This window comes from Streptomyces sp. NPDC005955, from assembly GCF_042871255.1.
GTDB lineage: Bacteria > Actinomycetota > Actinomycetes > Streptomycetales > Streptomycetaceae > Streptomyces.
This window is the reverse complement of the sequence record NZ_JBIAIF010000006.1, coordinates 382,272-404,408: the sequence shown is the minus strand read 5'-3', so window position 1 is coordinate 404,408 and position 22,137 is coordinate 382,272. Positions and strand designations below refer to the sequence as shown.

Genomic DNA, 22,137 nt, shown 5'->3' with positions numbered 1-22,137 from the left:
TCGAGCGGTTCTGCGGTGCGGACGGGGCGGGGGCGGTGCGGACGGGCGGCGCGGTGTTACAGCAGTGCCGCGCCGAGGACCAGGACGAAGGCGAGTGCGGTGAGGCCCTGGACGAGGGTGGCCGCGGTCTGGGCGCGGTACGCGGTCTTGACGTCCATGCCGGAGAACTGCGAGACGACCCAGAAGTACGAGTCGTTGACGTGGCTGACGACCATCGCCCCCGCGCCGATCGCGAGCACCGCCATGACCTGCCCGATCGGGATCGAGCCGAGCGTCCCGTCGAGCCCCAGCGCCGGCAGCAGCGGCTGGGCCAGGGTCGACGTGATGATCAGCGCGGCGGTGCTGCTGCCCTGCGCGGTCTTGAGGAGCGCGGCGAGACCGAAGAGGACCAGCAGCGCGGTGACCCCGCCGACCGCCGAGCCGTCGCCGATCAGGGACGCGATGTAGTCGGCGATCGGGGTGCCCTTGATGACCGCGCCGAACGCACCGCCCGCACCGGTGATCACCAGGATCGGGGCGGCGTCGACGAGCCCTTCGGCGACCCAGGTGGTGAGGGCCTTGGCGTCGTACTTCGGGGGCAGCAGCGCCAGGGCGAGCAGGACGCCGATGAGCAGGGCGTTGACGGGTGCGCCGAGGTCGGTGAGGAAGGCCCCGAAGGTGCCCTCCACCAGGGTGCCGCCGCCGGAGGGGAAGGAGGCGACGGAGCCGATCGCCATCAGCGCGATGGGCACCAGGATCGGGGCGAGGGCCCGGCCGATGCTGGGCAGGCGCTCGAACTGCTCCTTGTACTCCTCGAAGGTCTGCTCGGCGTCGGGGAGCTTGCTCTTCAGGTCGCCGGTGCGGCGCAGTGCCCAGAACAGGCCCGCGCCGGCGGCGGCCAGGGAGACGGGGATGCTGAAGAGGATGACCCAGATCAGCCCGTCGGACCCGATGCCCACGTTGCCCGCGGCGGCGATCGGGCCGGGCGTCGGGGGGACGAAGGTGTGGGAGGCGTACAGGCCGGTGGCGAGCGCCGTGCCGAGGACGACCGGGTTCTTGCCCGTCTTGCGGGCGATCGAGCGCTGGAGCGGCGAGAGGACGACGTAACCGGAGTCGCAGAAGACCGGCACCGAGACGACCCAGCCCATGACGGACATGGCGAGGGCGGGGTGCCGCTTGCCTATGACCTTCAGGACCCCTTCGGCGAGGGTGACGGCGGCTCCGGTGCGTTCCAGCACCTTGCCGATGATGGTGCCGAAGAGGATCACCAGCCCGATGCTGGCGAGGATGCCGCCGAAGCCCTCCGCGATGGTGCCGCCGAGGTTGTCGACGAACTTCCGGTCCGCGTCCGTGACCGCGCCGATCCCCATGGCCATCAGGCCGAAGGCGTAGGTGGAGAGCACGATGGAGAGGAAGGGGTGCAGACGGAACTTCCCGCACAGAACGATGATGAGCCCGATGCTCACCGCCAGGGCGGCGAGGAGGGCGGGACCTACGGTGTCCATGGTGCTCCTGCGAGTGGGTGGGGACGAACGGGGACGGGGACGGGACCGTCGGCGGGGCACGGGCCGGTCGGGGAACGCAGGGCATGGGGGTGCCCGGGCGGGGTGCAGGGGGGGAGTGAAGGGGGCTTACGGGGCGTACGGGCGTACGCGGTGGGGGGCCGGTGTCAGGAGGCCCGGAGTCGGACCACCTGTTCGGCCGCGTCGGCCAGCAGCGCGGGGGCGGACCGGGTCATCTCGGCGAGGGTGCGGGGACCGTCGGCGATGCTGAACGCGGCGGTCAGCCCCAGGTCGTGGAGGTCGGAGAGCGGGGGGACGAGCTGGCCCGCGAGGACCACGGCGGGCGCCCGGTGCTCGGCGGCGAGCCGGGCGACGTGGGAGACCACCTTGCCGCCGGCGCTCTGCCGGTCCAACCGGCCCTCGCCGGTGATCACCAGATCGGCGCCGGCGAGGGCGGCCGGGAGTCCGACCGCCGCGGCGACGAGTTCGCAGCCGGGCAGCGCCGTGGCGTCGAGGACGGCCAGCATCCCGCCGCAGGTGCCGCCGGCGGCGCCGGCTCCGGGAAGGTGGTGGACCGAGGTGCCGCACTCCTCGGCGAGCACGTCGGCGAAGCGGGTCAGCGCCCGGTCGAGCAGTTGCACCTCGGCGGGGGTCGCGCCCTTCTGGGGGCCGAAGACCGCGGCGGCGCCCTCCGGCCCGACCAGGGGGTTCGTCACGTCGCAGGCGATGCGGAAGCGGGTCGCGCGGACCGCTTCGGGCAGCGCGTCCAGGTCGATCCGGGCGAGGTCGAGCAGGGCCGCGCCACCGGGCGGCAGCTCCTGCCCGCGGGCGTCCAGGAACCGTGCGCCCAGGGCGCGCAGCAATCCGGTGCCCCCGTCGGTGCTCGCGCTGCCGCCGACGCAGACGAGGACGTCGCGGGCGCCGCGGTGGATCGCGTCGGCGATCAGCCGGCCGGTGCCCGTGGTGTCCGCGCGCAGCGGCGCCAGTCCGTCGGGCGGGAGCAGCGGCAGGCCGGAGGCGGCGGCGAGTTCGACCACGGCCGAGGTGGCGTCGGCGCCGAGCAGGTACCGGGCGGTGACCGGGGCGCCCAGCGGGCCGCTGACCTCCAGCCGGACCTCCTGACCGCCGGTGGCCGCGCCGATGCAGTCGAGGGTGCCCTCCCCGCCGTCCGCCATGGGGATGCGGACCACCTCGGCGTCGGGGACGGCCCGGAGCACGCCGACGCCGATGGCCTCGCACACGGCCGCGGCGGTGAGGGAGCCCTTGAATGAGTCCGGAGCGATGACGACGCGCAAGAGAAACAGCCCTTCCTTAGGCGTGTTCTGGGGTGTGCCGGAACTCTAGGCACTTCCCCCGCCGGACAGAACTGGCGCGGTGAACGGTCTTTGCCCACGTTCGGGCCGGCGTTTTATGCACGGTGCACAATCGCTCACGGACCGGTGGTCCCCGCTCACCCGCGCGGTCGGCCGCCGTCCCCCCGCGGGGTCGCGTCCGGGGCCTCCCGGTCGATCTCGTCGGCGTGCAGGGCGGTCCGGAGCACGAAGGCGTCCCGGAACACCCGGGGGTCCCGGCCGGTCAGCTCGGAGATGCGGCGCAGCCGGTAGGTCAGCGTGTTGCGGTGCACCCGCAGCCGCTCGGCGGCCTCCAGGACCCCGCAGTCCTGGGCGAAGTACACGTGGAGCGTGTGGCGCAGCTCGGTGGAGAGCGCGCCGAGCACCCGGTCGACCGCCGCGGTCCGGTCCGCCCGGTCGAGCCGGGCGAGCAGCACCGGCACTTCGAGGTCCCGCAGGGTGGTGGGCCCGGTGAACCCGGAACGGAGCGCGAGCCCGGCCCGCGCCACCAGGTCGGCGAGTTCGGTGAAGCCCTGCGCGGACCCGGCGTCCAGCACCGCCGCGGTCGGGTGCACCGCGCCCGGTCCGGTCAGCCGGTGCCGCACCGCGGCGGACGCCCCGCTGCCGGCCACCACCCACGTCCGGGCGTCGGCGTCCGGGGCGATCAGCGCCAGTTGTTCGTCCACCTCCAGCTGCCGGTACGGGTCACGGGGTTCCGTCGCCGGCCGGAACGGGCCGCCGCGCACCACGAGCAGCGCGTACGGGGCGCGCAGTCGGCAGCCGCCCAGTTGTTGGCGCTGTTGCCAGCTCTGCTCGGTCAGCCGTCCGGCGATCAGGTCCTCCAGCAGTTGGCGGCGCACCTGGTGCCGCCAGCCGGCCTCCCCGAGGAACGCCTCCTGCATGACCATCAGCTCCGCGAGCCGGACGACCGCCCGGGCGATCTCCCCCACGACGGCCGGCTCCCCCTGGACGCCGACGACGCCGACGGTCCGGCCGTCGACCGTCAGCGGGAGGTTCACACCGGCGCGGGTGCCGCCCCACTCCTCGGCCTCGCCGGCGCTCACCGACAGCGGGGCGCCCGTGCGCAGGACCCGCAGGGCCCCGCCGTGCACGGTGCCCACGCGGGAACGGTCACTGCTGGCGATGATCACCCCGTGCTCGTTCATGACGTTGACCCGGACCCCGAGCCGGGCCACGACGTCGTCGACGATCGCCTGAGCGTTGGACTCTGCAATCATCCGGGGACTCTATAGCGTGCCGGCCGACCGTTCGCGGACCGCTTCGGGAGCCGCGTCCCCTTCCGCGAGGTTGCGGTAGCGCCGGCCCGCGTAGACGAGCGGCCCGTCGGTGTCGTCGGTGGGCTCCGTCCGGACGTCGGTCGCCTCGGCGACCACCAGGGTGTGGTCGCCGACCTCGATCCGCCGGGTCACCGCACAGCTGAAGACGGCTGCGCTGCCCGCCAGCTCCGGCCCGCCGCCACCGGGGGACGGCCGGTGCGCCACCCCCGCGAACTCCTCCTCGCCGAACGCACGGCGCCGGGTGAAGCGGTCGGCCAGGGCGTGTTGCCCGGCGGTCAGGACGTTCACGGTGAAGCGTCCGGTCCGTTCGATGACGCCCTCGGTGCGGCTGCCGCGCTTCAGCGAGATCAGCACGGTGGGCGGGTCGAGCGAGACCGAGAGCAGGGAGTTGACGGTCATGCCGTGCGGTCCCCGGGGGCTCTGGGTGGTGATGACCGCGACGCCCGTGGCCCAGTGGCGCATCGCCGCGCGGAACGCGTCGGGGTCCGCCGGGTCCGCGGGGTCCGCCGGGTCCGCCGGGTCCGCCGGGTCCGCCGGGTCCGCGGGGTCCGCGGGGTCCGCGGGGTCCGCGGGGTCCGCGGGGTCCGCGGGGCGGGGCGGGGTCACCACGCGGGGGCCAGCGGCGCGGCGGACTCCAGCGCGGGGAAGTGCGGGACGACCTCCTCCACGAGCTGCGCCACCACCTCCGCCGCCGGCCGCCGACCGTGCTGCACGCCGAGGGCGCCGTGGTTGACCCCGGCGGCCTTCCAGCGGCCGAGCAGTTCGAGCAGCCCCTCCGTGCCGGTGCGCAGCACGAAGCCGCCGCGCAACGGGGTCGGCGGGTGCTTCGGGTCCTCGACCAGGTCGATCCACTCGTTGGTGGCGACCGGGCGGAACTCCTGCCCGGGGACCAGGTTGCGCCAGGTCTCGATCTTGCGGCCGAGGGCGCGGGGCCCTTCGGCGGTGGCGGTGGCCATCGGATAGACCAGCCAGCCGTCCGCGTGCTCGGCGATCCACTGCGGGGACTGCTGGGAGGAGCCCGTGACCAGCAGCGGTATCCGCCCGTTCACCGGCTTCGGCAGCAGCTGGGCGCCGCCCGGCCCACCCGGTCGCGTCCCTTCCAGCAGCCCGCGGAAGGCGTCGACGGTCTCCCGGTACCGGGCGCCGCGCGCCGCGTGGTCCAGGCCGTACGCGGGGAACTCGACCGGGCGGTCACCGGAGGCCGCACCGAGCACCAGGCGCCCGCCGGAGAGGTGGTCCACCGAGGCCGCCTGCTTGGCCAGGTCGATGGGGTGCCGCAGCGGGAAGACCACGCTGCCGGTGGCGAGGGAGATGCGGGAGGTGTGCGCGGCGATCCAGGTCAGCGCGGTCCACGGGTCGTACACCTGGCCCACGTCACCGAAGGAGGGGTCGGCCAACGGCACGTCCCGGACCCAGGCGGCGGCGAATCCCCCGCGGTCGGCCTGCCGGACGACCTCCGTGTGCCCGCGCAGCGCGGTCATGTCCCCCGCGTACGGCCACAGGGGCAGGAAGAGCCCCACGGTCAGTTCCCCCGGGGCGAACATGCGCCCGTAGCCGGGGTGGCCGGCCCATCCGGACGCCGGTGCTGCTGCTGTCATCGTGCTCATCCACTCTCTGGTTGGAACGTTCAGTCCAGAGCGTACGGCATCCTGGACTGAACGTTCCAACCAGTAGGATCGGAGTCATGACAGCCACCGCACCGCCGCCGCACCGCGCGTCCGACGCCGACACCCGCCGCCGGATCATCCGCGCCACGGCCGCCCTGCTCCAGCAACAGGGGTACGAGAGCACCTCGGTCAAGCGCATCGCCGGCGCCGCCCAGGCGTCACCCAGCTCCGTCTACCACTTCTTCCCCGGCGGCAAGCAGGAGCTCGCCATCGAGGCGATGCACCACGGCGCGCAGGAGTTCGGCGAGATGCTCGCCCGGGGGCTCGCCTCCGCCGCCGACCCGGCCGAGGCCACGGCCGCCTGTGCGCTGCTGCTCGCCGACGACCTCAGGCGGTCCCAGTGGACCGACGGCTGCCCGGTCGCGGTCACCGCGCTGGAGACCATCGGCCGGGTTCCCGGGCTCCAGGAGGCCGCGACCCGGGCGCTCACCCAGTGGCAGGACCTCGTCACGGCCAAGCTGACGGGCAGCGGCATCGCGCCCCAGGTCGCCCGCTCCCTCGCCGGAACGGTCATCAGCATGTTGGAGGGCGCCGAACTGTTGAGCCGGGTCACCGCGGACGACACCCCCCTGCGGGACGCGGCCGTCCACCTCGCGCAACTCGTCCGGGCGGCGCCCCGGGGGTGACCTCGGCGCGGCGCGGGCCCGACGCGTCCCGGCCGGAGCGCGGTTCGGGGCCACGGGGGCCTGCCCGGCGCCCGGGTTGCCGTTCGGGTGCTGGTGGTGCTGGCCGATCCAGGACGGCCGCCCGGGTCGAAGCGGGGCCGGACCCGGGTGACGGCCACATGGGCTCCGCGGAGGATGGATACGGCGTGACGGCGCCACCGGCTCACAGCAACAGGCCCACCTACGTAAGCTGGGCGCCATGGCCACCGAGGCACGCGCCGGCAAGAGGGGAACGTCCGCCTACGTCGAAGTCCTCGTCCAGCGCCAACGGGAGCGGGGCCGGCTGCGTGAGCTGATCGAGGACGCCGAAACCGAGCACGGCCCGGTCGACCAGGCAGGCGTCGGGGCCAAACAGGTGCTGCTGCGCGGTGGCAATGCCGACTCGGAGGACACCTCGTAGGCCACCGGGCCGGTGGTCGTGTGGGTGGTGGTCGGCCGTCGGCCTAGGGCCTGTCTGACAAATGATCACCTGGCCGCTTCACGGAGCCAGAGGATCAGGGAGGCCAGGACGACTCCCGCGCGGTACCGGTTCGCGAGCTTGTCGAACCTGGTTGCGATCGCGCGGAACTGTTTGAGGCGAGCGAAGCATCGTTCGACCACGTTGCGGTCGCGATAGATCTCCGTGTCGAAGACGGGTGGCCGACCACCGCGGCGCCCCCGGCGCCGACGGTTGGCCACCTGGTCGCGGCGCTCGGGGATCGTGGCAGCCATACCCCGACGCCTCAGCAGATATGGACCTTGGTGGTCAACCCGCCCCGAGACCGACCGAGTGCCCGGCACGCCTGCGAGCGGCCCGGATCTTCCAGTTCGTCCCCGTCCACGTCCCCCTTTCACGGGCGCCAGCGGCATGCTGATGGGCCCGGTTGACCGTGGAGTCGACGGCGACGGTCCACTCCACCCGGCCCGCCGCATCGTCACGGACCTGGACGTGCTCCAGCAGCTTCGCCCATGTGCCATCGGCCTCCCAGCGGGCGAACCGCTCGTAGACGGTCTGCCACGGCCCATACCGCTCGGGTAGGTCGCGCCACGGGACCCCGGTCCGCAGCCGCCACAGCACCCCGTTGACCACCTGCCGGTGATCACGCCACGGACGGCCGCGACCGTCCACCTGCGGCAACAGGGGCTCTATTCGCCCCCATGCCGCATCCGTCAACTCACCTCAACCGCCACAAGATCAAGCATCAGACCGGCTATAGAGTCCTGCCCGTGGCAAATCATCAGGACGACACCAGGACGGCCTACGACGGTGTCGTCGAGCTGTACGCATCGCTGTTCGCAAACCGGCTGGAGACACAACCTTTCTCCCGGGCCATGATCGGCACCTTCGCCGAACTGGTGCGCGCGACGGGCAACCCGCGGGCAGCGGACGTCGGGTGCGGGCCCGGACATCTGACAGCCATGCTGCACGAACTGGGCCTGGACGCCTTCGGACTCGACCTTGCCCCCGGCATGGTCGACCACGCCCGGCAGGCCCATCCGACGCTGCGCTTCCAAGAGGCGCGGATGGAATCCCTGCCGATCGAGGACGGCGCGCTCGGCGGCGTGCTGGCCCACTACTCGATGATCCACACCCCTCCGGGGGAGCTGCCGGAGCTACTCTCCGAACAGGTACGCGTCCTGGCGCCGGATGGCCTGCTCCTGGTCTCCTTCTTCGGGACCGACGGACAAGAACCGGTTCGCTTCAACCACAAAGTGGCGCCCGCCTACAGCTGGCCGGCAGATAGCCTCGCCGAACTGCTGGCCGATGCCGGTCTCGATCCCTTCGCCCGGCTGCTCCACGATCCGGCCTCTGAACGGGGTTTCCTCGACGCCCACCTGCTGGCCCGCCGCTCGTAGGTCCTGCCCGGCAACACCCGCCAGATGTCGGCGCACATCCGGGCTGCCAGCTCGACGGACGCTCGCCGGTCCGACGGGAATTGTCAGACAGGCCCTAGGTGAGCCTCGACATCGTCGACCGGAAGAGTCCCGTCACCCCGACGACGGCGCCGATGCCCATGAGGACCACGCCGACCTTCGTCAACTCCACGACCGGCGTGTCCACTCCGTCGGCGAAGAGCCGCAGCCCCAAGCCGAGGGCGAAGATGACGACGCCTTCCAGTAAGTTCCGTGCTGCCCGCGTCATGTGCGACCACTCCCTTGGTTGGGTCGGAGGTGTTCGCCAGCCTAGGAAGGGAGCGTGCGCGCGTCCTCACCCCGCAGGACGAGCGGGAGTACATCGTTCGATGCACAGGCCCCGGCCCACGGGGGGTCTCCGGTCAGTGGGGCTGCGCCAGGTCCGGCCCGCGGCTCAGGGTGCGGACGACGACCCCGAGCACCTGGTCCTGTGGACAGGGCCCGAAGTGCCGCGAGTCCGTGCTGAACACGCTGTCCCCCACCACCGCGAGCTCGCCCGCCGGCACCGGCCGTTCCTGGAACGGGTCGCCGGCGAGCGCCACCGCCCGCTTGATGTACCACTCGGTGGCCGACAGGTCCCCCGAGACCGGCGGCTTGCCCCGCCAGGCGGTGTCCACATCGGGGCAGGCGACCACCACGATGTCGCCCCGCCGCAGTCCGCGCGCCCCGCGCCGGATCAGCACCCGGTCACCGTCGCGCAGGGTGGGCAGCATGCTCCCGCCGCGCACGGTCACCGCGACGTACCCGGTCCGCACCCGCCACGCGGCGACGGCGGCGACGGTCCCCGCGGTGACCGCGGCGACGGCGAGGGCCGCGGAACGCCTCATGCGACCTTGCCGTCCCGCAACTGGACCACCCGGTCGCAGCGGGCCACCACGTCCGGGTCGTGGGTGGCGATCACCACCGTCGTCCCGTGCCGTTCCCGCAGCCCCATCAGCAGGTCGAGGACCTCCTCGCTGGACCGGGAGTCCAGATTGCCCGTCGGCTCGTCCGCGAGGATCAACCGCGGCCCCCCGATCAGGGCGCGCGCCACGGCGACCCGTTGCTGCTGGCCGCCCGACAGCTTCGACGGCAGGAACTCCTCCCGCCCCTCCAGGCCCACCGAGGACAGCAGTTGACGGGCCCGGGTCCGCCGGTCGAAGTCCACCCGGTACGGCAGCACCGGCGCGATCACGTTGTCCAGCGCGGTCAGCGTGGGCAGCAGGTGGAACCGTTGGAAGACGAAGCCCACCCGCCGCCGGTACGCGGCGAGTTCCGAGCGCTTCAGCGCGGTGATGCGTTCCCCGGCCACGTCGATCGTGCCCGCGTCGGCCTCCTCCAACGCCCCCAGGAGGTACAGCAGGGTCGACTTGCCCGAACCGGAGGGACCGGTCAGGGCGACCGTCTCGCCCTCCTCGATCCGCAGGTCCACCTCGTCGCAGGCCCGCACCGGGGTCCCGGACCCGCCGGCGTACGTCTTGCACAGCCCGCTCACCTCGACCACGGGGTCCGCCCCCGCCCCGGTGCCCTTCCCCGACCCGGGGTCCTGCTCGCCCTCCGACGGGGTCGCCCCGCCGTGCGGTTCGCTCACACCGTCACCTCCTCGTCCTCGGTGTAACCGGATGCCTGAAGCGCGAACAGTCGCGCGTACTCGCCGCCCTGCGCGATGAGTTGGGCGTGACTGCCGCACTCGCTGATTCTTCCTTCCGCGAGCACCACGATGCGGTCGGCCCGGCGGGCGGTGCCCAGCCGGTGGGAGATCAGCAGACTCGTCGCGCCCTCCCGGTAGGCCCGCAGCCGCTCGTGCAACTGCTGTTCCGCGGCGGGGTCGAGACCGGTCGTGGGTTCGTCCAGGATGAGGAGGTCGCGGCCCTCGCGCAGCATCGCACGGGCCAGGGCGAGCCGCTGCCACTGCCCGCCGGACAGGGCCACCCCCGCCGAGGGCTCGCCCGTCTCCTCGTCGTCCGGTTCGGGGAACGTGCGGGACAACAACGTACGGTATCCGCGCGGTAGTTCGGTGATGAAGTCATGGGCGCCCGCGCGGCGTGCGGCGGCGGCGATGCGGTCGGGGTCGTGCAGGTGGGGCAGGTCCCCGATGCCGATGTTGTCCGTCGCCGACAGGTCGTAGTCGACCCGGTCCTGGAACACGGCGCTGACCCGGTCCCGCAGCGCGGCCGGGTCCATCTCGCGGATGTCCGTGCCGTCCCAGCGGATGGTGCCCCGGGTCGGGTCGTACAGCCGGCACAGCAGCTTGACCAGGGTCGACTTCCCGGCCCCGTTCAGCCCGATCAGGGCCACCGACTCGCCGCGGCCGATCGTCAGGTCCACCCCGCGCAGCACCCACGGCCCGTCGTCGCGGTAGCGGAACCACACGTCGTCCACCTCGATGCGGTCGGCCAGCGGGTGCACGGGCACCGGTTCGGTGCGGACCGGCAGGTCGGCGGGGAGCCGGCCCACGTCCACGTAGTGCCGGAAGGTGAGCAGCCCGTGGTACCCGCCGGTGACGTGGCCGATCGTCGCGGAGAGCGCGCCCTGCACCCCGGCGGTGGCCGCGAGGTAGGCGGAGACGTCCCCGACCCCGAACCCCCCGGACAGCGCCCCGTGCACCATCCACGCCAGGCCGCCCGCGGCGATCAGCGCGCCCAGGACGGCCGGCGGCGACTGGAGGCCCACCTCCGTGCGTTCGTAGCGTTCTTCGGCAGCGTTGATCTCCCGGGTCTCGGCGTCCATCCGGCCGAGCAGGAAGGCACCCGCCCCGAACAGCCGCACCTCCTTCACCGCGGACAGGTCCAGCATCAACGCCTGGTAGAAGAGTTGGCGCCGGTTGCGCGGGCTGATCGTCCACGACAGCAGCGCCTGGCGCCGGGTGAGCGAGATCTGCGCCAGCAGGGCCGGGAGCGCCGCGGCGATCGTCACCGCCGTCAGCCAGGGGGAGACCGCGGCGAGCACCGCCACCATCCCCAGGATCGCGATGGTCTGCTGCACCAGGCCGAACAGCGCACCGGTGATCTGGTGGGGCGCGCTGATCGCCGACTCCTGGGCCAGTCGCAACCGGTCCAGGAACGGGGGGTCCTCGAACCGCGCGAGGCCGACGAACCCGTTCACCTTGGCGTAGAGCCGTTGCTGGGCCAGGTAGACGATGCCGCGCTGGAGCCGGGCCTGGGTGTAGTTCGCCGCGAACGGCAGGACGACCATCAGCCCGGTCACCGTACCGATGCCCACCGCGAGCGCCACGGGGGACGGGCCCGCGGTCTTCCCGCCCTGCGCGAGCGCGTCGAACAGCCACTTGGTGAGCAGGGTGATCGCGACCGGCAACAGCCCCTGGGTGACGGTCAGCAGGACGTGGCAGACGACGGTGACGGGCCCCGCGCGCCAGGTCAGCGCCAGGGCCGCCGCCGCGCCGGTGACCGTGCCCCGTAGCCCGCCCAGCCGGTGCACCCCGGCGTCCCGGCCGTCGCTCACGCGGGCAGCTGGTCCAGCACCGGGTGGGTGCCCGCCTCGGCGTAGGTGACGGTGCCGTCCGGGTCGACCATGACCACGGTGGGCGCGGCCTTGATCGCGTACCCGGTGGTCAGCGGGCCCGAGGACTCCTCCAGGAGCACCCGGGCGACCCCGACCAGGGGGGCGGCCAGGGAACGCGCGGTCTCCTCGTCACCGGCGATCACCACCACCATCTGGTCGACGTCCATCCCGGTGCGCCGGGCGAACTCGGGCAGGTCCCCGGCGGCGGCGACACAGGCGGAACAGTCGGTGGACAGGAACGTCAGCGCGGCTTCCCGGCCGCGCAGGCCGTCCGAGGTGACCGTCGAGCCGTCGAGGGCGACCGCGGTGAGGGCGGGCAGCGGCTCGCCCACCGGCGGCCCCGACGGCAGGTTCCCGAAGCCGTCGAGGCTTCGGTGCGACTGCTCGCGCTCCTCCTCGTGGCGCCGCAGTCGTCGGATGACGGCGAGGATCAGCACCAGGTTGAGCGCGGTGACGGTGCCCAGGAGCAACAGTGCCAGGGACAGGTAGATCATGCCCATTTCCCTTTCGTCGCAGGTGAGTCGCAGATGAGGCGTAGGTGAGGCGGAGATCCTTCGGCGTGTGCCGCACGGGCCGCGCGGCACGGGCCGCGCCACCCGGTCTGCCCGGTGGTCACGGTGGTCAAGGAGTGGCCAGGAGGTCGGCGATGTCGTCGAAGAAGGCGGTGAGCGCGGTGATCAGCGCGGCCGTCAGCGCGCACAGGACCACGGCGGGCAGCGCCGGTGACGGGCCCGAGGCCACGGCGCTCCCCCACAGCCCCAGGACCGCGAGGCCCAGCAGGGGCGCGTTGCGGACGATGTGACGGGGGCCCAGCCGCGCCGTCGGCCGGCCGAAGCAGGCGCACGCCACCTCGGTGCGGGTGACGGTGGCCACCACGGCCAGCGCGGTGAAGCCCGCGGTCAGGGCGGTGGCGGCCACCAGCCCGAGCCGCGCCGCGGGCGCCGGGCCGAGCAGCGCCAGCCCGGTGACGGCCTCCGCCGCGATCAGGGCGAGGGCCGCGGGCCGGGCGAGCCGGCGGGCGCCGGGGCCGAGACGGCGCAGCAGCCCGTCCACCATGGCCCGGGTGTCGTCGAGGGCGCGGACCTTGGCGACGGCGGACACCAGGAGGACTCCGGCGAGGGCGAGCCGCACCGTGAGGAGCACGTACGTCATACGCCCTCCTCCGCCAGCAGCCGGGCCGTGGAGCGGCGGCGGTGGAGCAGTACGGGGACCAGGCTGGCGAGCGCGGACAGGGCCGTGCCCGCGGCGATCACGCTCAGGGCGGGGACGACCAGGTCCGTGGCGCCGCCGGCGGGTGCCAGCCAGAGGGCGGCGGCGGTGCCGAGCAGCGTTCCGGTGAGCGAGCCGACGAGGCCGATGAGGGCGCCTTCGAGGAGGACGAGTCGGGTGGTCACCCGTTCGTCCCAGCCGACGGCGCGCAGCAGGGCGAACTCGGCCGCGCGGTCCTGGACGCCGAGGTACATGACGTCGCCCACGGCCACCGTGGAGAGGATCACCATCGTGGCGACCGCGGCGAGGTCGGTGGTGCGGACCTGTACGGAGATGGTTTCGCCCAGCAGCGAGCCGGCGAGGGTGCCGCGGAAGGTGGCGGTGGCCGCGACGAGGAGGAGGGTCGCGGCCGCGGCGGTGGCCACGGCGGCGGCTCCGAGCAGGCTCCGGCCCCGGGCCCGTACCGCGCCCGCCAGTGCCATGCCCGTCACCCCGGCGAACATGCGGGTCCGCCGTCCGGTGGTGGCGGCCGACCGCAGCGCGCTGACGGGGCGGGCCCGGGCGGCCGACCACGCCGGCACGGCGCCGCTGACCGCGGCGACGGCCAGGGCGACGGGCACCGCGAGCAGTGCCCGGCCGGGCGGCACGTCGATGTCGAGCGCCCGCCCCGCCGCCCAGGCCGTGCCCGTGCCCAGCACCCCGGCGACGGCTCCCAGGAGCAGCAGTTCGCCGAGGACGACGGCGAAGAGGTGGTGGGGCCGCCAGCCGACGGCGGTGAGGAGGCCCAGTTCCGCGCGTCGGGTCCGCACCGAGGCCGCGGCGGCGTTGGCGACGAAGAGGGTGCAGACGACGAGGACCAGGGTGAGCAGGACGAGGGACTTGGTGTCGGACGCCTTGATGATCTGGGTGGCGACGTTCTTCTTGCTCCACCATTCGGTGAGCCGGAGTTCGGGGCGCCCGTTCTCCCCGGCCGGCAGGGCCACTTGCTGGGCGACGGGGGAGGAACCGAGGACGATGTCGACGTGGAGTCCGGTGCGTTCGCGGATCTCCTCGGCGGCCACCCGCACCCGCTCGCGGGACACCTCGTCGGCGCCGGTGACCCCGGCGACCCGGACCCGGACCGCCGAGACGGGCGCGATGTTCTGCCGGTAGGACAGGTGGTTGTGGTCGGCGAGCCAGCGCACCGACTCCATCGAGATCAGGGCGGAGGGCGGCTGCTGGACGTAGGCGGTGGGCGAGGAGGCGGGCCGCAGGGACCGGTCGCCCAACAGGGCGCGGGAGCGGGCGTCCGCTCCGGAGAGGGCGGGCTCGCCGTAGGTGCCGAGGGGGAGCCGGCTGGCCGCGTCGTACTCGGGGAGCCGGCGGGGGTCGAAGGTGCCGACGACCCGGGGCAGGGGGCTTCCCCAAGGCCGGTTCTGGCCCAGTGACTTGAGCTGGCGGAACCAGGTGTCCTGGCCGTCGAGCGGCAGGACCGTCTCGTCGTGCTCGGGGCGTTCGACGGTACGGGGGCGCAGGGCGCCGCCGTCGGTGCGGTCGTAGGTGACCGGGCTGGTGGGCCGGAAGAGGAGGCCGCCCAACTCGTCCACCTTGCCGATGCGTTGCCTCGGCTTGAGCGATCCGGCCTCGTACCGCTTGCGGGTCACGGGGCGGTCCTCACCCCGGCGGGTGAGGGTCACCGAGAGTTCCAGGTCCCGGGCGGCGCGGTCGGAGCGCAGCACCTGGACGGCGGAGGCGGGGTCGTCGGCCGGTCGGGAGGCGACGGGGGTCGGGGCCTTCGGGCTCAGGTAGTCGCCCTCGGTCACTGCGGTGTCGAGGCCGAAGAGGCGGGATTCGGCCTCCGGGTCGACGCCCGCGACCAGGCGCGCGGTCGGGAAGCCGGTGTAGACGAGGGTCTGGGGCCCGAACTTCCCGTCGCCGCTGAGGGGTTCGAGGTCGGTGACGCCCGCCCAGGACAGGCAGCTCACCGCCTCGACGAGTTGGGTGGTGTGCTCCTCCACCCGGACGCCGCCCTTGCACACCTCGCGGCGCTCGCCCGAGGGGAGGACCTCGAAGTACCGGTTGGTCTGTGCCGACTCGAAGTCGGCCCCGCCCGCGCTGGGGCGCGTCACGGTGGGGCCGCGGCGGGCTTCCAGCCGGTGCGGGGTGATGAAGACGGCCCGCCGCTGCTGCCGGACGGTCGACAGTCCGCCGTCGTACTTCCAGACGCGGTCCAGTTCGAACGTCGCCCGGGTGCCCCGGGGGACCAGCTTCGCGAGGTCGATCACCGTGACGCTGGTGTCCGTTTCGTGTCCGAGGGCGGCGAAGGGTGCGGCGACCTCGACGCCGGGGGTACGACGTACCGCGTCGACCTGGTCGAAGGTGATGCCGCCGTAGATGTCGGTGAGCGAGTTGGGTCGGATCAGCCCTTCGCTGCGCTCCAACTCCTGCACCGCCTTGCCGGGTCGCACGAGGATGTCGTAGGGGCCGCGGCTCTTGGCGATGGTGCCGGTGACGGTGAGCTTGCTGGATTCGGTGGTGGCGGTCAGCACGACGAACGAGGAGACCGCCACGAGCATGCCGGTGAGGAGGGCCGCGGACCGGGCCCACTGGCGCACCGCGTGGTGCCACAGCAGACGGATCAAGGACCCTCCTCCTCGGATCAGTTACAGCGGGTGCGCGGGCCGGTCAGCACAGGCCGCAGTACGTCCACGCGGTGCAGTAGCGGACGGGACAGGCGCTGCCGCCCCAGAAGCAGCACCGGGAGTTGTACTTGTGGTCCCGGCAGGGGCTGTCCTCCCGCGCGGCGCTCATGCACGCCCCGCTGGGGCAGTAGCCGAGGCACGGCCTCGGGGTCTGGGCCGAGGCCTCGGTCTCGGGTGCCAGCTTGCCGAGCAGGGTGTCGCCGAGTCGGTTCAGGAACTTCATGGTTCGCCTCACTTCTCGTCGGTCGTCGGTGCCCTGAGCGGTTCCGGTGGCCCGGTCCCATGGGTTCGGCCCCGTGGATTTCGGTCCCCGGGGTTGCTGCACTTTCGAGCCAGGGACGGAGTGGCCACCCTGAAACGCACGTAGGAGTAGACCATTCACTCCCGGTCACCACAACGAGTTGATCAGCCAATGCGACGGGAGTTGCAGGGCAAGGCGGCTGTGCAAGCACTTCCCTCCTGGGGCGGGGAGTGCGGGTAGTCGTGCTCGGATTGCTGCCCAACGTCCAGGACCCGGCCGCGATGATGTGCACGATGGTCAGCCGAGATCCGGGCACACCGCGGTTCAAGAGCTGAAGCCAGAGGCGCATTGCGTGCGCCGCAGCACGGAACAGACCAGTGCGTCCTGGAATGAGACAGGTGCAAACCGTTACCCGCCCCAAGAGTTACACCGGCCGCCTCCGCAGACTCGACTAACAACCTTGAAGGCAAGGGAGTTCGAGATACGCCGCAGTGGAGGATCGCATAGTGGCTGATCATCCGGGCGGTCCGTCATGCGTTACGAGCCGATCGTGACCGTGATTGCTTGCCCAGCCTCTACGACCGTGCTGGCCAGACCAGTGCCTGGGCGACGATGACGCTCAGACCGTCTGAGGGCGCGCTCGTGAGGAGAAGGATTCCAGGCACACCTGCCCCCAACCAGCGCGCCAGCACCTCCCGAACGGAGCCAATCGCCTCCAAGTCCGTAACCCGATAGCCTCCTACCAGATCAGAGACATGCCTGTACCGCAACGCTGAGGGCCAGAACGCCTCTCGGCGAGCGCTCCCTGGCTCACCCGTCCACCGGGCGCTGACCGACGATGTCGAGCAGCTGCTCCGCTGCCAGTCTCGCCCCGTCGCCACGGATCGTGCCGGCCACGGTGGCCGCTCGTGCGCGAGTCTCGCTCGACAGGGCCGTCCTCAACGCGGCTGACAGGGATTCCAAGGTCGGAGTGGGATCCGCGTGTTCCCTACCAATGCCCAACTCAGCCACACGCCGGGCCCAGTACGGTTGGTCCACCGATTGTGGTATCACCACCTGAGGCACACCGGCTCGCGCGGCCGCGGTCGTCGTACCCGCGCCGCCGTGGTGCACGACAGCAGCCACCCGGCCGAACAGCGCCTGGTGGTTAGCCTCGCCAAGGACGAAGCAGTCGTCTCGGTCGTCTATCAGGTCCAGGTCGGCCCAACCGCGGCTGACGACCGCGCGGCGGCCCTGTGCACGGATCGACTCAATGGCGACATGGGAGACGTCCCTAGGGGCACGCCCACTCCCGAAGCTCACGAACACCGGTGGTGTACCGGCGTCCAGGAACTCCAGCAACGCTGCCGGGAGCGGCCGCGTGTCTGCCACGATCCACGCACCGGTCTGCACCACGTCGAGGTCCGTCGGCTCCTGCCACGGTGCCAGGACCGGGTCTGCCGCCAGCCACGGTGTATCGGTGATGACGTGGTCCCGGACATTGTCCACGAAGGGAAGGCCCATAGCTGCCCGCTGGGCATTGAGCCCCGCGCTGAACAGCGCGTTGAAGCCCTTCCCGTCCGGATCCCAAAGTTCCCGGTTGTTGGTGACGTCTGGTCCGGCATCCCGGTCCTTCAGCGTCAACGGCGGGTGGTGCGGTGACGGCAGCATGATAGGGCAGTAGCTCGCGTACACATAGCGGATCCCCAGCTTCTCGGCCACCGATCGCGCACCGACTTGCATCAGCCCAGCAGCCACCAGCACGTCGCACCCCTCGGCAGCTGCCCCGATCACTCCGAACTGCGCAGCGAGCACCCCGATCGCGAGGTGGGACAGGTCATCCCCCGAGGGCGCTTCCGTCCCGGTCATCATCGCGCGCATCGGCGGGCCGACCGGAACCAGCGACACGCCAACACCAGCGAGCCGTTCCGCAAACTCCTGGTCCGGCGGGGCGCAGACCCTCACCTCGACCCCGAGCCCCCGCAACTGCACAGCCAGTCCCACCAGCGGTTCGACATCCCCGCGCGATCCCAACGTCGACAACAGCACACGCACTTCGCAACTCGCATTCCGTAGGCTCTGCTTGAAGTCGATCCTGCATCCAACTCGGCTGTTCTGCCAGCCCCTTTAACTTGCGCGCTCGGCTCGACTCTGAGTCCGCGGGTGCAGAGCCGTCGGTAGTCACTCATGTACCTCGCGCGAGAGCGCGGAGATCAGCGGGTTTCGAGTCCGGACGACGAGTGCACAACAAGGGTCCTCATAGCGGCTCGGCGAGACGAACCCGGGTCATCCGGGCCTTCTATGAGCCTGTATGAGCCTGTCCTCGACGGCCTCGGCCGCTCCGCTTCCGAGGCCGTTGTCCAACTCACCCCTCAGATCCACGGGCACAGCACCTGCTGAACAAGCCGATCACCTTCAACTGGTGCCATACCAGCCGTCGAAGCGGACTCCACGGAAGGCCGAGTCGACCTCGGGTGTGACTGCGGGTACGTCTGCTCGGGCCTCGGTTGTGGCTTTGAGGACGGAGTTCGATCAGCTCCTTCCTCACCTCGATGAACGGCGCCGACGGATCTACCTGGCCAGTGAGGCCGCCGCGCTTGGCCGTGGCGGGATCACGCTGGTGGCGGCCGCTCTGGTACCAGGAGGCCTTGTCTGCTACGTCCTGACCGTGCCGAAATCCCAGCATGTCCACGCCCTGGCCGTATCGGCTTCGCCGTCACCCGGGCTCCCGACGATGCTTGGGAGCCTCGCTCCTGCGGCAACGGCGCGAAGGGCCCGCGCGCCCGAGGCCCGCAACCCCAACAGTAACGGGCAGCGGGCAGCTGCCACCCCTTGGCCACCTCTGGATCACGCGGCCTCGTTCAAGGTTCCGGTAGCCCCGCCCCAATCCCGAAAAACGAAAAACCCCAGGTCACGGCGAGTGAGTCCTGAGGTTCTTCAGAGCCGCCTTCGGGATTCGAACCCGAGACCTACGCATTACGAGTGCGTTGCTCTGGCCATCTGAGCTAAGGCGGCTGGCGTGTGCACCAGGATGTGGTGCGCGACGGAGGAAAGTCTACACAGTTTCGACTAGTGCTCCGGACCACCCCCGGGAGAGCGGCCCGGGCACCGCTACGAGCAGCGCTTCCCGTCGGCGGGCGGGGTGCCGGTGAGGAGGTAGCGGTCGATCACCGAGTCGACGCAGGTGGATCCGCGCCCGTACGCGGTGTGGCCGTCGCCGTCGTAGGTGAGGAGGACCCCGGAGGCGAGCTGGTCGGCGAGGGCCTCGGACCAGCGGTACGGGGTCGCCGGGTCCCGGGTGGTGCCGACGACCAGGATCGGAGCGGCGCCCCGGGCCTCGATGCGGCGGGGGGCACCGGTCGCCGGGACCGGCCAGTACGCACAGTTCAGGGCGGACCAGGCCAGCCCCTCGCCGAAGACCGGCGACGCCGCCTCGAAGTCGGGCAGCGCCACCTCGACCTCGTCCGGCGAGGTGAAGGCCGCGGGCAGGTCGAGACAGTTGACCGCGGCGTTGGCGAACATCAGGTTGCCGTACTCGCCGTCGGCACCGCGCTCGTAGTAACCGTCCGAGAGGGCCAGCAGGCGGCTGCCGTCGCGTTCGTCCATGGCGGCGGTCAGGGCCGAACGGAGCCGGGGCCACGTCCCCTCGTCGTACATCGCCGCGATCACCCCCGTCCTGGCCAGCGCCTCGCCCAGTTCCCGGCCGCCCTTCGCGGCGGGCACGGGTGCGCGGTCCAGCGCGCGGAAGAACTCCTTCAGCCGCGGGCCGGCCTGCGCGGCCGAGCGGCCCAGCGGACAGGAGGAGCGCCGGACGCAGTCCTTCGCGAAGGACGCGAACGCCGCTTCGAACCCGGCCGTCTGGTCCGTGTTCATGCGCCGCGCGGGCAGCGACGGGTCCAGCGCGCCGTCCAGCACCAGCCGTCCGACCCGGGCCGGGAACAGCCCGGCGTACGTCGCACCGAGGAACGTCCCGTACGACGCGCCCACGAAGGTGAGTCGCCGGTCGCCCAGGGCCGCCCGCACCAGGTCCATGTCCCGCGCGGCCTCGACCGTCGACACATGGGGCAGCACCCGTTCGGAACGGCTCGCGCAGCCCTTGCCGAACTCCTTGAACGAGGCCACCAGGGCCTGCCGTTCCCGCTGCTCGTCGGGGGTGACGTCGGTCCGCGTGTACGCGTCCATCCGGGCGCCGTCGAGGCAGCGCACCGCCTCGCTGCGGGCCACCCCGCGCGGGTCGACGGCCACCAGGTCGTAGCGCGCCCGCACCTCGTCCGGATAGCCCACCCCCGCGTACGACTGGAGGTAGCCGATCGCGGAGCCGCCGGGGCCGCCCGGGTTGACCAGCAGCGACCCGAGGCGCCGGCCCGGTCCGGTCGCCTTCTTGCGGGCGACGGCGAGCTTCACGTCACCGGACCCGGGGCGGCCGTAGTCCAGCGGGGCGCGCAGCGTCGCGCACTGGAACCCGGCGGTGGCGCACTCCCGCCAGCGCGGCTCCTGCGCGTAGTACGGGGCCAGTGCCTCGGGCGTGCGGCTCGGCAGGGCGCCCGCCAGCGACACCTCGGTGGTGGAGCCGCTCACGGCACAGCCCGGCAACAGGAGCGCCGCGACCGCCAGCAGGGCACCGGCCGCGCGTCGGCCGCGCGGCCGACGGCCACGGGCGGGCGGGCGCCCGGGGGACGGACCGCGGGGCGGGCTCCCCGGGGCACGGCCGGACGGGGACAGCGGGTGGGCCCCCACGGGGTGCGGACCACGACGGATGATGCTCGTACGCATCCACCGAGACTACGATCCGCGGTCGAACCCTCACGCAGGGTCTTCGGCCAATCGGCTCGTACGAGTGAACGGGAGGTCGGCGGGGTGCCCGGACGTCAACCGGCCCGCAGGGACCTCGCCATCCCCACCCGTGGGGACCTCGTCATCCCGCCCGCAGCACCATCGTCATCGCCTCGACCGCCAGCAGCGGGGCGACGTTGCTGTCCAGGGCGTCCCGGCACGCCGAGATCGCCTCGATCCTGCGCAGGGTCGCCTCCGCGGTGCCCTCCCGGGCCAGCCGGTCCAGGGCGTCCTGCCGGTCGGTGTTGGCGAGGGCGAGTCGGGTGCCGAGCTGGAGCGCGAGCACATCGCGGTAGAACCCGGTCAGTTCGGTGAGCGCGTGGTCCAGGCTGTCGCGCTGGGTGCGCGTCCGGCGGCGCTTCTGCCGGTCCTCCAACTCCTTCATCACGCCCGCCGTGCCGCGGGGCATCCGACCGCCCTGCGCCGCGCCGAGCGCCGCCTTGAGTTCCTCGGTCTCCTTGACGTCGAGCTCCTCGGACATCTCCTTGGCGTCCTCGGTCGCCGCGTCGATCAGTTCCTGCGCGGCCCGCAGACAGCCGCCGACGTCCGCCACCCGCAGCGGCAGCTTGAGGACCGCGGCCCGCCGCTCCCGGGCCCTCGGGTCGGTGGCCAGGCGGCGGGCGCGACCGATGTGTCCCTGGGTGGCCCGGGCGGCGGCGGCCGCGGCTTCCGGCTCGATGCCGTCGCGGCGGACCAGGACGTCCGCCACGGCGTCCACCGGCGGGGTGCGCAGGGTGAGGTGGCGGCACCGGGAGCGGATGGTCGGGAGCACGTCCTCCAGGGAGGGGGCGCAGAGCAACCAGACCGTGCGGGGCGCGGGTTCCTCCACCGCCTTCAGCAGGACGTTCCCGGCGCCCTCGGTCAACCGGTCGGCGTCCTCCAGGACGATGACCTGCCAGCGGCCCACCGCCGGCGAGAGCTGGGCCCGGCGGACCAGTTCCCTGGTCTCCTTCACCCCGATCGACAGCAGGTCCGTGCGGATGATCTCCACGTCCGCGTGCGTCCCGACCAGGGTGGTGTGGCAGCCGTCGCAGAAGCCGCAGCCGGGGGCGCCGCCGAGGGCGCGGTCCGGGCTGACGCACTGGAGCGCGGCGGCGAACGCCCGGGCGGCCGTCGCCCTGCCGGAGCCGGGCGGGCCGGTGAACAGCCAGGCGTGCGTCATCCGGGAGCCCTCGGAGGCGGTGCCGTCAGAGGCTCCGGCGGCGCCCGCGGTGCCGCCCTGCGCCGCCGTCACGAGTGCGTCGGCGTCCCGGGCGGCGCCGGCGAGCTGTCCGCTCACCCGCTCCTGGCCCACCAAGTCGTCCCACACGGTCAAGGGGCTGCCGCCTTCGTGTCTCCCGCGTACGCGTGACGTACGT

The 22,137-nt window shown here is 72.6% G+C and carries 19 protein-coding genes, 1 tRNA gene and 1 pseudogene; 3 read left to right on the top strand and 18 right to left on the bottom strand.

Features of this window, described 5'->3' with window-relative positions:
- Nucleotides 1-56: 56 nt before the first annotated feature.
- The 5 genes from ACFYOU_RS18250 to ACFYOU_RS18230 form a co-directional block, all read right to left on the bottom strand.
- Nucleotides 57-1,484 (bottom strand): GntP family permease, encoded by a 1,428-nt coding sequence (locus tag ACFYOU_RS18250; RefSeq protein WP_385484234.1) that lies wholly within the window; start codon nucleotides 1,482-1,484, stop codon nucleotides 57-59.
- A gap of 164 nt (nucleotides 1,485-1,648) precedes the next feature.
- Nucleotides 1,649-2,776, bottom strand: coding sequence for a glycerate kinase (locus ACFYOU_RS18245; RefSeq protein ID WP_391306778.1), 1,128 nt, complete (start codon nucleotides 2,774-2,776; stop codon nucleotides 1,649-1,651).
- A gap of 155 nt (nucleotides 2,777-2,931) precedes the next feature.
- A complete protein-coding gene (locus ACFYOU_RS18240; RefSeq protein WP_391306776.1) occupies nucleotides 2,932-4,050 on the bottom strand; it encodes a sugar diacid recognition domain-containing protein in 1,119 nt (372 codons plus the stop codon).
- A gap of 9 nt (nucleotides 4,051-4,059) precedes the next feature.
- The gene (locus tag ACFYOU_RS18235) at nucleotides 4,060-4,719 is read right to left on the bottom strand and encodes a flavin reductase (RefSeq protein WP_391306775.1); all 660 of its coding nucleotides are present in this window, start codon (nucleotides 4,717-4,719) and stop codon (nucleotides 4,060-4,062) included.
- Nucleotides 4,713-5,708 (bottom strand): TIGR03571 family LLM class oxidoreductase, encoded by a 996-nt coding sequence (locus tag ACFYOU_RS18230; RefSeq protein WP_391306772.1) that lies wholly within the window; start codon nucleotides 5,706-5,708, stop codon nucleotides 4,713-4,715. The genes ACFYOU_RS18235 and ACFYOU_RS18230 overlap by 7 nt, the downstream gene beginning before the upstream one ends.
- Nucleotides 5,709-5,794: 86 nt before the next feature.
- Here ACFYOU_RS18230 and ACFYOU_RS18225 point away from each other — a divergent pair, with 86 nt between their 5' ends.
- Complete coding sequence (locus tag ACFYOU_RS18225; RefSeq protein WP_385484248.1) at nucleotides 5,795-6,403, top strand: TetR/AcrR family transcriptional regulator; 609 nt, start codon at nucleotides 5,795-5,797, stop codon at nucleotides 6,401-6,403.
- 238 nt (nucleotides 6,404-6,641) lie between these two features.
- The gene (locus ACFYOU_RS18220; protein WP_391306770.1) at nucleotides 6,642-6,842 is read left to right on the top strand and encodes a hypothetical protein; all 201 of its coding nucleotides are present in this window, start codon (nucleotides 6,642-6,644) and stop codon (nucleotides 6,840-6,842) included.
- Between the two features lie 43 nt (nucleotides 6,843-6,885).
- Here ACFYOU_RS18220 and ACFYOU_RS18215 read toward each other — a convergent pair.
- Nucleotides 6,886-7,595: pseudogene (locus tag ACFYOU_RS18215) on the bottom strand (IS5 family transposase).
- Between the two features lie 53 nt (nucleotides 7,596-7,648).
- Here ACFYOU_RS18215 and ACFYOU_RS18210 point away from each other — a divergent pair.
- Nucleotides 7,649-8,278 carry a methyltransferase domain-containing protein gene (locus ACFYOU_RS18210; protein ID WP_391306768.1) on the top strand — a complete coding sequence of 210 codons (630 nt, stop codon included), beginning with the start codon at nucleotides 7,649-7,651 and terminating at the stop codon, nucleotides 8,276-8,278.
- Nucleotides 8,279-8,372: 94 nt separating this feature from the next.
- On the opposite strand, the gene ACFYOU_RS18205 is transcribed toward ACFYOU_RS18210, so the two are convergent.
- The 12 genes from ACFYOU_RS18205 to ACFYOU_RS18150 form a co-directional block, all read right to left on the bottom strand.
- Nucleotides 8,373-8,564, bottom strand: a complete 192-nt coding sequence (locus ACFYOU_RS18205; protein WP_391306767.1) for a DUF5708 family protein — start codon at nucleotides 8,562-8,564, stop codon at nucleotides 8,373-8,375.
- Nucleotides 8,565-8,697: 133 nt separating this feature from the next.
- Nucleotides 8,698-9,162 carry a S26 family signal peptidase gene (locus ACFYOU_RS18200; RefSeq protein ID WP_391306765.1) on the bottom strand — a complete coding sequence of 155 codons (465 nt, stop codon included), beginning with the start codon at nucleotides 9,160-9,162 and terminating at the stop codon, nucleotides 8,698-8,700.
- On the bottom strand, nucleotides 9,159-9,905 hold the full coding sequence (locus ACFYOU_RS18195) for an ATP-binding cassette domain-containing protein (protein WP_391306763.1): 747 nt from the start codon (nucleotides 9,903-9,905) through the stop codon (nucleotides 9,159-9,161). The genes ACFYOU_RS18200 and ACFYOU_RS18195 overlap by 4 nt, the downstream gene beginning before the upstream one ends.
- Nucleotides 9,902-11,776 (bottom strand): ATP-binding cassette domain-containing protein, encoded by a 1,875-nt coding sequence (locus ACFYOU_RS18190; RefSeq protein WP_391306761.1) that lies wholly within the window; start codon nucleotides 11,774-11,776, stop codon nucleotides 9,902-9,904. The genes ACFYOU_RS18195 and ACFYOU_RS18190 overlap by 4 nt, the downstream gene beginning before the upstream one ends.
- Entirely contained in the window at nucleotides 11,773-12,330 is a 558-nt protein-coding gene (locus ACFYOU_RS18185; RefSeq protein ID WP_391306759.1) for a redoxin family protein, read from the bottom strand. The genes ACFYOU_RS18190 and ACFYOU_RS18185 overlap by 4 nt, the downstream gene beginning before the upstream one ends.
- A 127-nt stretch (nucleotides 12,331-12,457) precedes the next feature.
- Nucleotides 12,458-12,988 (bottom strand): MauE/DoxX family redox-associated membrane protein, encoded by a 531-nt coding sequence (locus tag ACFYOU_RS18180; protein ID WP_391306757.1) that lies wholly within the window; start codon nucleotides 12,986-12,988, stop codon nucleotides 12,458-12,460.
- Nucleotides 12,985-15,666: an FtsX-like permease family protein gene (locus ACFYOU_RS18175; RefSeq protein WP_391306756.1), complete on the bottom strand. Its 2,682-nt coding sequence runs from the start codon at nucleotides 15,664-15,666 to the stop codon at nucleotides 12,985-12,987. The genes ACFYOU_RS18180 and ACFYOU_RS18175 overlap by 4 nt, the downstream gene beginning before the upstream one ends.
- Before the next feature lie 43 nt (nucleotides 15,667-15,709).
- The gene (locus tag ACFYOU_RS18170) at nucleotides 15,710-15,949 is read right to left on the bottom strand and encodes a hypothetical protein (RefSeq protein WP_391306755.1); all 240 of its coding nucleotides are present in this window, start codon (nucleotides 15,947-15,949) and stop codon (nucleotides 15,710-15,712) included.
- Nucleotides 15,950-16,777: 828 nt separating this feature from the next.
- Nucleotides 16,778-18,001, bottom strand: coding sequence for a nucleotide disphospho-sugar-binding domain-containing protein (locus ACFYOU_RS18165; protein ID WP_391306754.1), 1,224 nt, complete (start codon nucleotides 17,999-18,001; stop codon nucleotides 16,778-16,780).
- Between the two features lie 886 nt (nucleotides 18,002-18,887).
- A tRNA-Thr gene (locus ACFYOU_RS18160) sits at nucleotides 18,888-18,961 on the bottom strand.
- Nucleotides 18,962-19,057: 96 nt separating this feature from the next.
- The gene (locus ACFYOU_RS18155; RefSeq protein ID WP_391306752.1) at nucleotides 19,058-20,719 is read right to left on the bottom strand and encodes an alpha/beta fold hydrolase; all 1,662 of its coding nucleotides are present in this window, start codon (nucleotides 20,717-20,719) and stop codon (nucleotides 19,058-19,060) included.
- Nucleotides 20,720-20,861: 142 nt separating this feature from the next.
- A complete protein-coding gene (locus tag ACFYOU_RS18150) occupies nucleotides 20,862-22,094 on the bottom strand; it encodes a DNA polymerase III subunit delta' (protein ID WP_391306749.1) in 1,233 nt (410 codons plus the stop codon).
- Between the last annotated feature and the right edge of the window lie 43 nt (nucleotides 22,095-22,137).

What these genes read in the sequence shown, in the direction of transcription:
- ACFYOU_RS18250 (WP_385484234.1), bottom strand. Translation starts at nt 1,484, where the DNA reads ATGGACACCGTAGGTCCCGCCCTCCTCGCCGCCCTGGCGGTGAGCATC.
- ACFYOU_RS18240 (WP_391306776.1), bottom strand. Translation starts at nt 4,050, where the DNA reads ATGATTGCAGAGTCCAACGCTCAGGCGATCGTCGACGACGTCGTGGCC.
- ACFYOU_RS18230 (WP_391306772.1), bottom strand. Translation starts at nt 5,708, where the DNA reads ATGACAGCAGCAGCACCGGCGTCCGGATGGGCCGGCCACCCCGGCTAC.
- ACFYOU_RS18225 (WP_385484248.1), top strand. Translation starts at nt 5,795, where the DNA reads ATGACAGCCACCGCACCGCCGCCGCACCGCGCGTCCGACGCCGACACC.
- ACFYOU_RS18220 (WP_391306770.1), top strand. Translation starts at nt 6,642, where the DNA reads ATGGCCACCGAGGCACGCGCCGGCAAGAGGGGAACGTCCGCCTACGTC.
- ACFYOU_RS18205 (WP_391306767.1), bottom strand. Translation starts at nt 8,564, where the DNA reads ATGACGCGGGCAGCACGGAACTTACTGGAAGGCGTCGTCATCTTCGCC.
- ACFYOU_RS18200 (WP_391306765.1), bottom strand. Translation starts at nt 9,162, where the DNA reads ATGAGGCGTTCCGCGGCCCTCGCCGTCGCCGCGGTCACCGCGGGGACC.
- ACFYOU_RS18185 (WP_391306759.1), bottom strand. Translation starts at nt 12,330, where the DNA reads ATGATCTACCTGTCCCTGGCACTGTTGCTCCTGGGCACCGTCACCGCG.
- ACFYOU_RS18180 (WP_391306757.1), bottom strand. Translation starts at nt 12,988, where the DNA reads ATGACGTACGTGCTCCTCACGGTGCGGCTCGCCCTCGCCGGAGTCCTC.
- ACFYOU_RS18170 (WP_391306755.1), bottom strand. Translation starts at nt 15,949, where the DNA reads ATGAAGTTCCTGAACCGACTCGGCGACACCCTGCTCGGCAAGCTGGCA.
- ACFYOU_RS18155 (WP_391306752.1), bottom strand. Translation starts at nt 20,719, where the DNA reads ATGCGTACGAGCATCATCCGTCGTGGTCCGCACCCCGTGGGGGCCCAC.